This window comes from Micromonospora purpureochromogenes (assembly GCF_900091515.1).
GTDB lineage: Bacteria > Actinomycetota > Actinomycetes > Mycobacteriales > Micromonosporaceae > Micromonospora > Micromonospora purpureochromogenes.
This window is the reverse complement of the sequence record NZ_LT607410.1, coordinates 4,429,282-4,440,953: the sequence shown is the minus strand read 5'-3', so window position 1 is coordinate 4,440,953 and position 11,672 is coordinate 4,429,282. Positions and strand designations below refer to the sequence as shown.

The following is an 11,672-nucleotide window of genomic DNA, read 5'->3' as shown; positions in this document are numbered from 1 at the left end:
GCGGCACGCACCGGCAGTCGCCGAGCGTCAAGCCATGAACTGGCGGGCCGCAGACGTCCGCTCACTGCGGATAGCGCGCGGGTCGGGCGTCAATCGCCACTCGGTAAGCACCAGCGCCAACTACTTTCGGTAGTCGAGCGCAGCGCCAGACGGCCCCTGATGGGGCCAGTTCTGGCAATCCCGGTGGAGCCCATCTGGTCCGCCATAGCCACCTTCCTGATGCACTTCGAGTTGGCGTGGTTACTGTAGGCTCGCAGCATCTCGGGGGAGGACGGTCAGTGGCGGAGTTTCGCGTCGAGCCGGAAGTGCTGGACAGGGCAGCGCGGGTGGCCGATGGCCTCCGCGACGAGCTGCGGAAGAGCGCGGCCGACGTGGGAGGCGAGACCGATGCTGCGGTGGCCGCGCTCGGTGGATGGCAGACGCGGTCGGCGCTCGAGCAGTTCCGATGGTCGTGGTCAGACGATCTGTCGAAGCTGACCGACTACCTCACTGAGCTTGGCGACGGGCTTCGCGGATGCGCGTGGGACTACCGCTCCACCGACGAAGCCAGCGCCGCGCGCTTCGACATCCGTGGACGCTGATTCACGATGGTCACCTTCGCCGACCTTCGTGACGTCCGGCTCGGCCCGATCAGGTTCGCCGCAGAGGCGTGGACGGACTTCTCCCGAGCGTGCGCCAAGCTGGAAGAGCGGTGCGGCGCGGAATTGACTGGTCCGCTCCGAGCGTCCGGGTGCAAGGACCCGCCGCCACGGAGGCAATGAGGCGACTCAACGACTTGGACGACGAGTTCGAGGTCGCCAGCATGCAGACCCGCACGGCTGCCAGCCTGCTTCGAGAGGCCGCTGAGAAGTTCGATCAACTGCAGCGACGGCTCGATGCCGCCGTTGACGCCGCGTCTGTTCTGGGCCTGCGTGTGGATGACACGGGCCGGGTGTCACCGCGGATCATGGAGGCGGGGGATTGGCACGATCCGGACGCTGAGCTCATCCACCGCCTCCCCGCCACCGACCGCGACTACGCCAACCAGCTCGCGCTGCGCACCTTCATCGGCGACAACGTCAACCACCGGACCGACGTCGACAACCCGCAGCAGGCCACCGCGCTGATGCTGCTCGACAAGCTGGAAGGTGCGGAGAACAACCCGCCGAACAAGCGCCTGTACCTGCTCTCCGTCGACCAGATCGGCGACGGAAAGGCAGCCGTGGCCATCGGCAACCCGGACACCGCCGGGCACACCGCGGTGCTCGTTCCCGGCGTCGGCACCGAACTGCACGGCATCCGCGGCCTGATCAACCGGGCAAGCCTGCTGCAGGACACCGCGATCCAGCATGACCCGACCGGACCACCGGTCGCCGTCGTGGCATGGCTTGGGTACGACACGCCATCGGTCGACACCGACATCGTCACCGCACCATTCGGCGGCAAGTCCGAAGCGGGCGCCCGCGCCCTTGATGGCTTCGTCGACGGGCTACGAACCGCGCACGACGGCAGCCCTTCCCACCTCACGGTCATCGGGCACAGCTACGGCTCGACCGGGGAAGCAGCCAGCACCGGTGATGGCCTTGCCGCCGACGACATGATCGCCGTCGGCAGCCCCGGCATGCGCGTCGACAGTGCCAGCGAGTTCAACGTCGACCCCCGCCACGTCTGGGCCGGCGCCGCCAGTGACGACACCCTCGTGGCCCGCCCCGAGGAGAACGCCCGCTGGCTCACCGGCGTCCCGCTCGTCGGCGGCTGGCTGGCCGAAGGGGCCGTCGGTATCCATGGGCCTGGTCCCCACAACCCGGAGTTCGGCGCCAACGTCCTCGCCGTCGACACCTCCGGGCACAGCGGCTACTGGACACCGAACAGCCAGGTCCTGGCCTCGCAGGCAGCGGTGATCGTAGGCGACTACGACGCCGTCGCGCTGGAACATGGAAAGGCGCCGTGACCATGCGAATCCAGATCCTCAGGCCTAGGCGTCGACTGCTCGCCGGCATCGCGCTCATCCTGGCCCTGGCAGCGTGTACCAGCAACGGCGACGACAACCGGCAGAGTAAGGACGAGCCCTTGCAGACCAAGCGTGTGGCCGAGGTGCTCCAACTCGTGCAGACCCGGGCCCAGGCGGTCGCTGACGCCGCTGCCAGCCCGCTCAATGACTGGAGCACCAACACCGTGCCGTGCGAGGGACGCCGGGGCGAGACCGCCGGTGACGGCCGTTGGTACCTCGGCGCTTCGGCCAACCTGCGGGTTGCTCCGGCTGACCAGCTCACCACGCTTGCACGGGTCCGGGAGACGCTGCGGCAGCAGGGCTACGAGATCACCGAGGACCGCACCTTCGCCGAGGGGACCCGCGGTTCGCTGTCGGCCCGGGATCCGGATACGGCGATCACGGTCACCCTCACGACCACCAAGAACCTCGATCACGTAGCTGTCGGTCTCCTCAGTGACTGCTACAAGCCTGTAGAGGGCGAAGACCCGGCCAACGCCTGACATTCGCATGCGCGTCGGGAAGGTCTCGATGTCATACAGGGTCTCGCTGCCGAGCCCCGTCGTCCGGCTTCGAGGGGTAGCGGCTGGATCAGCGAGGCGGCCACCGAACGTCAGACACCGCCCGCCCTCGGCAGCCCCTGCGTTCGACGCTGCGTCCGCGCCGCCACTGGAGTCGTACCCGTCGGGTTCCCGCGTTGGCTCAGCCGAGTGGCTGCGGAATGCCGGACCCGACGCGGTAATTGACCTTCCCCTCAAATTCCTCGAACCCGAGCCGCCGGTAGAAAGCGCGTGCACCGTCGTTGTCGCGGTCGGTCATCCATTCCACTCGACTGCACCCCGGCGCGGCGGCCGCAATTGCTTGCATCTCCCGCATGAGCCGCGTTCCAGTGCCCAGCCGCCGTCCGTCCGGCCGCACGTACAGCTCCTTGACGAACAGTGAGTGCGTCGATCCGGCCGCCGGCCACAGAAAGGAGTACGCCGCCAACCCCACCAGGTCGTCTTCGGCGATCGCGAGCACGCAGTACGCCAGCGGCGGCGTCCCGAACAGCGCGGCTTCGACCTGTGCCAGCCGCTCCCCGAACGGCTGGATCGATGTGGCGCCGTAGTACCGCTCGATCTCCTCGATCATCGCGGCGACGGTCTTGGCGTCACCGGGCTCGGCGTGGCGGACGACGAGGTGCTGCACTGTGCTTCTCCTTCAGGCCGGAAGCGTGGCTTGGACGTGCCGGATGAGGTGGGCGAGGTCCTGACAGTAGACGGACGGGTTGCGGTATCCGCGCTCGGCGCTCAACCGATGCGGCAGATATCCGCCGCCACAGACGGACACCAGTGGGCAGCGCTGGCACTCCTGCGCCAAGGCCGCCACGCCGGCCCGCCGTTGCCGAATCGCAGGGTGGTTGGCCACCTCGTCGAAGGTGTGGTCGAAGACGTTGAGGCCGAGATCTGCGGCGCCCGGGGCGGCGGCTTTGAGCGTGTCGACGTTCTCGATCGAGCCGTCGGACTCGACCACGACGATGTCGGCCGGTGCGAGTCCGAGCGATTCGACGGAGCCCTTCACGCCGAGGCTGAGAGCCACGATGTCTTCCAGTATGCGCACCGAGTGCGTGTAGGAACTGGCGCCGGTCCATGCGTCGTAGACGCGGCTCAACCACCTGCCGTACTCCGGCTCAGTGGGATCGGCGCGCTCCGGTGGGGCGTCGTGCGTGGCGTGGGGCAGGTTGAAGTCAATGACCGCCGGTCCCAGTGACGCGAGATAGTCGTGAACCTCGGCTGGGTCATTGTGGAGGTCGACCACGGCCAGGACGCCGGCGAACAGGTGGGGCCGGCTACCAGGGCTCCGGCAAAGTCGTGAGGGGTGTCCGGCTTGAGGTGGTTGGTGCAGACGCGCCCTGGGTGTGGGTAGCAAGGCGGGCATGACCGCTCCGGAAGATCATCGAGGTTCTCGAGGCCTGTTGATCTATCTGAAGTGAGTCATGCCCGCGTTGCCATCATCGCTGATCTCATCGTTGTCAACCGCACCGGCCGGGACCTCTGTGGAGGATGGTGCGGGTGGGCTGCTCACGGCGTTGGCGGATCTGCCCGATCCTCGCGCCCGCCGTGGAGTACGGCACCGTCTGGTGACCGTGGTCGCCGCGGCGGTCTGCGCGGTCGTGGCCGGTTACCGCTCCTACACGGCGATCGGGGAGTGGGTCGCTGACCTGCCCGCCGATACCGCCGTCCTGCTCGGGATCGACGCAAGCCGCCGGCCGTCCGAGGCCATGATCCGCCGACTGCTGCAGGCCCTGGACCCCGAGGTGCTCGCCGTCGTGATCGGGACCTGGCTGGCCGGATGCACTCCCGCAGCGCCGGCAGGGTCGAGCAGGGCGATCGCCGTGGATGGCAAGACGATCCGCGGTTCCCGCACCGGCGACACGACCGCCCGGCACGTCCTCGCCGCCGCCGACCAGGCCAGTGGTGTCGTGCTGGCCAGCACCGACGTCAACGGTAAGACCAACGAAATCACCCGCTTCGCACCCCTGCTCGACCAGATCCCAGACCTGCACGGCGTGGTCGTGACCGCCGACGCGTTGCATTGCCAACGTGAGCACGTCGCCTACCTCGCCGAGCGCGGCGCCCACTGGATCCTCACGGTGAAGGGCAACCAGCCCAGCCTGCACCACCAGTTGGCCGCTCTGCCCTGGCGGGCCGTGCCTGACGCCGACCGTGACACCTGCCGCGGCCATGGCCGCCGGGAGATCCGCACCCTGAAGATCCTGTCCGTCTCCACCGGGATCGATTTTCCCCACGCCGCCCAGGCGTTGCAGATCCGACGGCGTCGACGCCGGCTCGACCAGCCGAAACGCTTCACCACCGAGACCGTCTACGCGATCACCGACCTGCTCGTTCACCAGGCCAGGCCGGCGCAGCTCGCCTCGTGGATCCGCGGTCACTGGTCGATCGAGAACAGAGTCCACTGGGTCCGCGACGTGACCTACGACGAAGACCGATCCCAGATCCGTACCGGCACCGGACCCCAGGTCATGGCAGCCCTACGCAACGCCGCCATCGGCGCCCTACGCCAGGCCGGCGTCACCAACATCGCCGCCGGCAACCGCCACCACGCCCGCGACAGCAACCGACCACTGGCCCTACTCGGCATCACCTGACGACTTTGCCGGGGCCCTGGGCCGGCTACGGAGCAGTTCGATGCCGCGGACCGCGGCGTACGACGTTGACCGGCCGCGGTGGCTGACACGGTGGCGGTCATTCGCCACCGGCCGGCCGTCGAGGCTCACGCCGACCCGAACGCCGAACTGTTCAAAGAGATCCAGCCAGTCGTCGTTGAGCAGCATGCCGTTGGTCTGTAACTCGAAGCGGACGGACGGTACTCGGTCGTGAAGGATCTGCAGGATGGCGCCGAGGTGGCGCGGCCCGGCGAGGAGGGGCTCGCCACCATGCAGCACGGCGTCCACGTGGTCGAGGTCGTGCGCAGTGGCATGCTCGGAGATTCGCTGCGCGGCGGCGTGGGCCACCTCGGCGCTCATCCGTACGGGCAGGCCACGCCAGGACTGGTCTGGCCCGTTGAAGACATAGCAGTAGTCGCAGTTGATGTTGCAGCGGTTGACCACCTTGAGGATGAAGGTTCGCAGTGGTGGCATGCCCGCGCGCCGCGGCTGCTCAGGATTGCGCGGGAATCGACGCCGCGTGTGCGGCTCGAACGGCCTCGGGCTTGACCTGCTCGGCCGCGATCCGGGCGTGGACCCTCTTGACCACCGTCGCCAGCACGGGCTGCACGTTCGACGTCGTCGACTGCTGCATGGCCGCCTCCTTCATGTCTTACGGTGACGATACCGGGACGGAGTGAAGTTACGTATGCCGATTTCCGAGCCGTTCATGGAGCATCTTGGCGGCGCTGCGGAGGTCGGCCGCTTGCTCGGGTCGCCCCAGAGCAAGTTCGCAGCGGGCGAGGCCCTCCAGGGCATGCGCTTCCTGCAGCGGCACCCCCAGTTCGCGGGCCAGGGACAGTGCGAGCTCGTATCGGTTACTCGCCCGGTCGAGTTCAACGGCGTCGAGGTGCAACGCGCCGATGTGGTTATGCACTTCGAGCTGACCGGTGCGGTCTCCGAGCTCGGCGTACCACGCCGCAGCGCTGTCCAACGCGCTCCTGGCGCCGACGAGGTTGCCGTCGAGACGTCGCAGGACGCCCAGCTCGGCCGTGGCGGCGGCCATCCCGCCCCGGCTCTCCAATTCGGCATAGATGGTCACGGCCCGCTCCTGGGCCTCGACCGCCGCTGCCTGGTCTCCTCGAAGCCGGTGCAGCACCCCGAGGTGCCGGATGGCATTGGCCTCGCCGAATCGATCACCTAGCTCGATGTACTTGGCCAGCGCCTGTTCGTGCGATTCGGTCGCCCCTTCGAGGTCCCCCTGCAGACGACGGGCGACGCCCAGCTCGTTGAGCGCATACGCCTGGTGCACCGGGTCGCCGATGCTGGTGTAGATCGCCAGCGCCTCGCGGGCGTTGTGCTCGGACTCGGCGTAGTCACCGGTCAGGGACCGGACCAGTCCGAGGTCGCGGAGTGCGTTGGCCTCGCCGTAACGATCACCGAGCTGCCGGTAGATCTCCAGCGCTTCCGTCGAAGCTTCGGCGGAAGGCCCCAGGTCACCGGTCATCCGCCGCACCATGCCCAGGTCGGCGAGCGCGTTCGCCTGGCCGAGCAGGTCACCGTTCTCCCGGCAGATCCCCAACGCTTCCGTCTGAGCTCGGGCCGCCTCGTCGTACGTCGCGGTCAGGTAGTGCACAATGCCGAGCTGGTTGAGCACTAGGTCCCGTCTGGAGTTGTGATCACGGTGGTGTGGAGGCCGGCCGGTCGGCGCTCCATGCTGCCACCCAGTTACATGCGGAACTTCAGGCAGACTGCTTAGCCTGGGCGGCGTCCCCATGCCGAGATCAGCGGCGCGAGGGTGAGGTCGAGCTCGCCGGCATCGACGGCGGCCAGGTGCGCGTCGATCTCGACCTCGTTGGCCAGCCCTGCGGCGAGCAACTCGGCGCGGAGCATGCGCACCGTCGCGGTCTCCAGCCGGTCGCAGGCTACCCCGCCGACCGGGAAGCAGCCGGCCGCCGTGACATCGACTAGGCCCGCCGCACGCAACGCCCGCGGCAGCGTACGGCCGTAGCGCAGATCGGCGCCGCGGCGGGTCATCAACTCCCGGACGGCGCGCCGCAGCCGGTTGGCGCGCCGCTGCGCCGGGCCAACCTCATCGAGGCAGGCCAGCGGCTGCAGCTCGGTGTCGGCATCCTCCACCAATAGCCAACCGCCGGGCCGCAGCGCCGCCACCATCGTCGCCAACGCCCGGGCACGGTCGGGCACGTGAACGAGCACGAGCCGCGCGTGTACCAGGTCAAACGTGCCTGGCTGCGGCGGCGGGTCCCCGACGATGTCGTGCCGGAGCACCTCGTACCCGCCGTGCGGGTCCAACCAGGCCGGATTGATGTCCGTGGCCAGCACGTAACCGGTTGGTCCGACGGCCGTGGCGAGTGCCTCGGGAATGCTGGGGCCTCCGGCACCAACTTCCCAGCAGCGCCAGCCCGCCCTCACTCCGAGACGGTCGAAGTGCCCACGCGTGACACCGTCGAACAGCTCGGCCAGCCAGGTGAACCGCTCGCCCGCCTCCACCCGGGCGTTGTCGAGCAGGTAGCGGTGATCCGGGGAAGACTCGGGGGCGTCCGGCGATGGGGGCCTGGACCGCGCGTCAGCAGTATTCACCGGCCCGCCCGCGGTCGTGTCCGGCTCGGGCCCGGGGTCGACGACGGGCTGCGATGAACTCATGCCCACATCCTCACGCCCGACCGCGTGCTGTGTCAGCGCGACACGGGATGAAACCACACACAGCCTGGCTCCAGCCAACCAGGCCGACCCCTCACCCTCGACACGATCGCCCGCTCATCCGGGACCTCGGTGTCCCGACGCTCCCCGGCCGCCTGGCCGCGCTGCGCCAACTCGTACTCCAGGCCCCGGCGCCGATCGTCGCCTAGGTCCTATTTGGAGCTTGGTTCAGGTGATGGGTTGAAGGCTGCGGAGCCAGATCAGCGTCCCGCGTAGCTGGAGCCCTGCCATATAGCTGTCGGGCGTCTTGTCATAGCGGGTGGCCAGGCCCCGCCACGCCTTGATCTTGTTGATGCACCGCTCCACCGTGTTGCGCTCCCGGTACAGCTCGGCGTCGAAGGAAACCGGCCGCCCACCCCCGCTGCCGCGCTTGCGACGGTGGGCGATCTGGTCGGCCTTTTCCGGGATCACCGCCTTGATCCTGCGTCGACGCAGGTAGGCGCGGTTGGCGCGCGACGAGTACGCCTTATCGGCAGCCACCGCCTCCGGCCGGGTCCGTGGCCGTCCCACCGGTCGGCGCACCCGCACCCGTTCCAACACCGCCTCGAACCGGGGACTGTCGGCGGCCTGCCCCGGGGTGAGGACGAAGGCCAAGGGCCGACGGCGACGGTCGGCGGCCAGGTGCACCTTGCTGGTCAATCCACCACGTGAGCGCCCCAACCCGGCCGCCGCCAGCCGGGCACGATGGCGCCGTAGCAACCGGCGACGCTCGGCCCGTACCGCCGCCCGGGCCTGGTCCTCGACGGTCACTGGGGCGGTTTGCCCGCATCCAGGATCCCCCTTTTCGCCCCCGCGGCCTGCTCCAGGGCCGCCAGCACCGCCGTGTCAACGACCATCCCGGCCGCATCGTGATGCGCCCGCGCCACCGTGGAGTCCACGCTGACCAGCGACAGGTCGGCCTGGTCACGCCGGGCGGCCTCAGCGATCATCCCCTCCATCAAGGCGGCGAACACCCCAGCGTCGCGCCACTGGGTGAACCGGTCGTAGACCGTCTGCCAGGCCCCGAACTCCGTGGGCATCTCCCGCCATTGGCTGCCGGTACGAAACCGCCAGATCACGCCCTCGAACTGGTCCCGCAACCGCTGCGGATAGGGACCGTAGGCCTCGATCGGCAGGAACGGTTCAACCAACGCCCACTCGTCGTCACTCAGCTCGCGGCGTGTCACGCCACCGTTCTACCAGCATGGAGCGGCCGACCGGCCGGCCTCCACACCGCCGTGATCACAACTCCAGACGGGACCTAACGCCTGCCCATCCAGATCGCCGAGAGCCAGGTAGATCGCGAGCGACTCGTTCAGCGTCTCCACCGCCGCCCGGTACCGGGCCATGAGGCGGGATACCATGCCGAGGTTCGCCAACGCGTCGGCCTCTGCCTTCCGGTCACCCGTGCGGCGTGCCGCCACGACCGCGGTGCGGTGCAGTTCGGCGGCCTGGTCCCACGGACCCGCCTGGCGCAGGTACGGCGCCATCGCGGCGGCGAGTCCCACGACCAGGGCATGCTGCTCGCGACGCACACACTCCTCGACGCAGGCCAGAACGTTCGCGCGCTCAGCGTCAAGCCACGCCGAGGCCGTGGCCAGCGAATCGAATCGGGCCGTAGTGGTCGTGGATCCGCGGCTGATGTAGGTGTTCGCCGCGCCGATGGTCTCCAGGTAGTGTCCCGCGAGGTTCTTGATCGACATCGTCCCGTCCTGCCCGTCTTCCCCGAGGCTGCGTCCATAGTCCCTGACCAGGTCATGGAACCGGTATCGTCCGTGCTCGGTTTCATCCAGCAGGTGATCCCCGTACAGCGCCTCAAGCTCGGCTCGCGCCACCGCCCAGGAGACCGAAGCCAGCGCCGCCGCGGCCTCTTCATCGACGTCGAGCCCCGGGAACCGGCTGAGTCGACGGAAGAACCGCTGACGTTCAACTGGTAGGTCCTGGTACGACAGGTCGAATGCGGCCGCGACGGCGCGCTCGCCCGCCTGCATCTCCACCAGGCGGTGCTGCGTCGACAGCAGGCGATCCTTGAGGTTCTCGACGGTCCAGGACGGATGGTGCCGTAGCCTCGCCGCAAGTAAGGCAACCGCCAACGGAAGGTAACCGCAGACAGCGACGAGCTCACCGACCGATTCCTTGCTGAGCCGGCTACGACCGGCCAGACGCATGAACAATGCGGCGGCGTCCGTCGCGGACAATGCGCTCATCTGCAGACTCGTCGCGTCTGGTGCGGCTAGCCGGCGACGGCTGGTGACCAACACGAGACTGCCGGCCGCGCCCGGCAGTAGCTGCTCCACCTGCGCGTACGTGGCGGCGTTGTCGAGGATGAGCAGCATCCGCCGATCAGCAACCCGGGTGCGCCACATTGCGGCGCGAGCCTCGGTCATCGCCCACTGGTCGTCGCTGTTTGGGATCTTCTGCGGGGCGACGCCGTCGGCGAGCAGCAGCGACGCGAGCGCCTCGGCCGGCCCGACCGGCCCACGTCCGGGCGTGTGCCCGTTGAGGTTCAGGAACAGCTGACCGTCCGGGAACTTCGGCGCCAGCAGATGGCCGACGTGGATGGCAAAGGCGGTCTTGCCGACGCCAGCCATGCCGTCGATGGTCCGGACCGGCACGATTAACTGATCATGCGACGCATCGTTCAGGATCTGCTCGATCTCGTCCCGCCGGTTGGTGAAGCCGGCGACGTCGCGCGGCAGGGTACGCAAGACCGCGGCCGCTCCCACCGAGGGCGTGGGCTCATCGTCAGCTATCCGCATACCGACCTGGCCGGGGTCGGTCAGGCCCGGCAGCAATGCGGCGAGGACCACGGCAACGACCGCAAGCAACAGGAACGACTGCCACGGGTACCGCTGCACCAGAGACAACCAGCCGGGCCACCGCTGCTGATTGGAGGCGGCGTTGGTCACCAGGCCGATCATCAGGGTCACCGCAGCAACGCCGGCAGCAACCAGTCCCGCAACGGTTACCCGGCGCAACTTCACGATCAGCACCGTAAGGCATATCGACAAGAAGCACTATGGCAAGTCCTTCGCGGCGACGGCAGTCATCGCCCCCGCGCCAACCAACCGAATCGTGCGCCGGGGCGTCCCGGGGGGAGTGTCCTGGTCCGTGACAGACGTACGCTGGCGCTCGGCGAGCGGCTTGCCGAGCCTCCCGCTACATCGAAGCGATCGGGTAGATGGCGGCGATGTCCTCCCGGAGGTCGGCCACGGTGAGTCGAGGGTTCAGGGCCTGTATCACGGTGTCGGTCAGTGGCCGGTGGGCGACGACGTGCTCGACTGCCGCCCGGTCCACCTCGATCTCGTAGTAGTCGCTGGCGAACTCGACGAACCGGTCGACGATGTCGTCGAGCAGAATGTCGAGCATGCCGGACCCGTCCGGCCCGGTGTCGGCGTACGGCCCCTGCACCGGGGGGAAGGTGATGCCTTCGCCGGCGTGCCAGACGTCATCACCGGCCAGCCGCCACAGCACCGCGGTGGCGATGAACTGCCCGGCCTCATCGCAGAAAGCGGGTTCTTCCACCTGCGGACGCAACACCTTGGGGATGCCGTCCAGCAGGCCCGGCCACAGCTCGTGGTCTGGATCGCGGTAGGGCGACATCGCGGACTCATGATCGAAAACCCGGATGAACGCGCCGTCGGCGGTGAACACGGCGGCCCACTCGTCGCCGCTGCCGTTGCTCATCAGCGCCGCCTCGTCCGCGCCCCATGCCGAGGTGTAGCCGTAGTAGGGTTCGCCGCCGTCGATGATGCGTTCCAGCACGGCCAACGCCTTGCAGCGCCGCCGCAGCAGGTCGATGGTAGGCAGCCGGGCGGCGATCTCGTACGCGGTCACCGGTCGACCCTACTTGGGCAG

General features: G+C 68.7%; 12 protein-coding genes and 1 pseudogene. 4 read left to right on the top strand and 9 right to left on the bottom strand.

Going from position 1 to position 11,672, the window contains the following annotated elements; all coding sequences use genetic code 11:
• Positions 1–278: 278 nt before the first annotated feature.
• The 3 genes from GA0074696_RS20490 (at position 279) to GA0074696_RS31965 (ending at position 2,472) form a co-directional block, all read left to right on the top strand.
• Positions 279–581 carry a WXG100 family type VII secretion target gene (locus GA0074696_RS20490; RefSeq protein WP_088962594.1) on the top strand — a complete coding sequence of 101 codons (303 nt, stop codon included), beginning with the start codon at positions 279–281 and terminating at the stop codon, positions 579–581.
• Between the two features lie 194 nt (positions 582–775).
• Positions 776–1,930, top strand: coding sequence for an alpha/beta hydrolase (locus GA0074696_RS20485; protein ID WP_231925098.1), 1,155 nt, complete (start codon positions 776–778; stop codon positions 1,928–1,930).
• Positions 1,931–1,932: 2 nt separating this feature from the next.
• On the top strand, positions 1,933–2,472 hold the full coding sequence (locus GA0074696_RS31965) for a hypothetical protein (RefSeq protein WP_407940615.1): 540 nt from the start codon (positions 1,933–1,935) through the stop codon (positions 2,470–2,472).
• 199 nt (positions 2,473–2,671) lie between these two features.
• Here GA0074696_RS31965 and GA0074696_RS20475 read toward each other — a convergent pair whose 3' ends face one another.
• Both GA0074696_RS20475 and GA0074696_RS20470 read right to left on the bottom strand, forming a co-directional pair.
• The gene (locus GA0074696_RS20475; RefSeq protein ID WP_231925096.1) at positions 2,672–3,157 is read right to left on the bottom strand and encodes a GNAT family N-acetyltransferase; all 486 of its coding nucleotides are present in this window, start codon (positions 3,155–3,157) and stop codon (positions 2,672–2,674) included.
• 12 nt (positions 3,158–3,169) lie between these two features.
• Positions 3,170–3,766 carry a hypothetical protein gene (locus tag GA0074696_RS20470; RefSeq protein ID WP_088962593.1) on the bottom strand — a complete coding sequence of 199 codons (597 nt, stop codon included), beginning with the start codon at positions 3,764–3,766 and terminating at the stop codon, positions 3,170–3,172.
• Between the two features lie 238 nt (positions 3,767–4,004).
• On the opposite strand from GA0074696_RS20470, the gene GA0074696_RS20465 reads away from it, so the two are divergent.
• Positions 4,005–5,117 carry an ISAs1 family transposase gene (locus GA0074696_RS20465; RefSeq protein ID WP_172894136.1) on the top strand — a complete coding sequence of 371 codons (1,113 nt, stop codon included), beginning with the start codon at positions 4,005–4,007 and terminating at the stop codon, positions 5,115–5,117.
• Here the strand turns inward: GA0074696_RS20465 and GA0074696_RS20460 are convergent.
• The 7 genes and pseudogenes from GA0074696_RS20460 to GA0074696_RS20430 form a co-directional block, all read right to left on the bottom strand.
• Positions 5,100–5,609 carry a radical SAM protein gene (locus GA0074696_RS20460; RefSeq protein ID WP_088962592.1) on the bottom strand — a complete coding sequence of 170 codons (510 nt, stop codon included), beginning with the start codon at positions 5,607–5,609 and terminating at the stop codon, positions 5,100–5,102. The genes GA0074696_RS20465 and GA0074696_RS20460 overlap by 18 nt on opposite strands.
• Positions 5,610–5,628: 19 nt before the next feature.
• Positions 5,629–5,769 (bottom strand): hypothetical protein, encoded by a 141-nt coding sequence (locus GA0074696_RS30905; RefSeq protein ID WP_157746061.1) that lies wholly within the window; start codon positions 5,767–5,769, stop codon positions 5,629–5,631.
• Between the two features lie 48 nt (positions 5,770–5,817).
• A complete protein-coding gene (locus GA0074696_RS20450) occupies positions 5,818–6,771 on the bottom strand; it encodes a tetratricopeptide repeat protein (protein ID WP_172894360.1) in 954 nt (317 codons plus the stop codon).
• A gap of 98 nt (positions 6,772–6,869) precedes the next feature.
• Positions 6,870–7,778, bottom strand: coding sequence for a methyltransferase domain-containing protein (locus tag GA0074696_RS20445; RefSeq protein ID WP_231925094.1), 909 nt, complete (start codon positions 7,776–7,778; stop codon positions 6,870–6,872).
• A 225-nt stretch (positions 7,779–8,003) separates the two neighbouring features.
• A pseudogene (locus GA0074696_RS20440) lies at positions 8,004–9,001 on the bottom strand (IS5 family transposase).
• A gap of 9 nt (positions 9,002–9,010) precedes the next feature.
• Positions 9,011–10,807, bottom strand: a complete 1,797-nt coding sequence (locus tag GA0074696_RS20435) for a tetratricopeptide repeat protein (RefSeq protein ID WP_088962589.1) — start codon at positions 10,805–10,807, stop codon at positions 9,011–9,013.
• A gap of 166 nt (positions 10,808–10,973) precedes the next feature.
• Positions 10,974–11,651, bottom strand: a complete 678-nt coding sequence (locus GA0074696_RS20430; protein WP_088962588.1) for a hypothetical protein — start codon at positions 11,649–11,651, stop codon at positions 10,974–10,976.
• Between the last annotated feature and the right edge of the window lie 21 nt (positions 11,652–11,672).

Excerpts from the sequence above, each read along its gene's own strand:
- GA0074696_RS30905 (WP_157746061.1), bottom strand. The coding sequence starts at position 5,769 with ATGCAGCAGTCGACGACGTCGAACGTGCAGCCCGTGCTGGCGACGGTG.
- GA0074696_RS20460 (WP_088962592.1), bottom strand. The coding sequence starts at position 5,609 with ATGCCACCACTGCGAACCTTCATCCTCAAGGTGGTCAACCGCTGCAAC.
- GA0074696_RS20445 (WP_231925094.1), bottom strand. The coding sequence starts at position 7,778 with ATGAGTTCATCGCAGCCCGTCGTCGACCCCGGGCCCGAGCCGGACACG.
- GA0074696_RS31965 (WP_407940615.1), top strand. The coding sequence starts at position 1,933 with ATGCGAATCCAGATCCTCAGGCCTAGGCGTCGACTGCTCGCCGGCATC.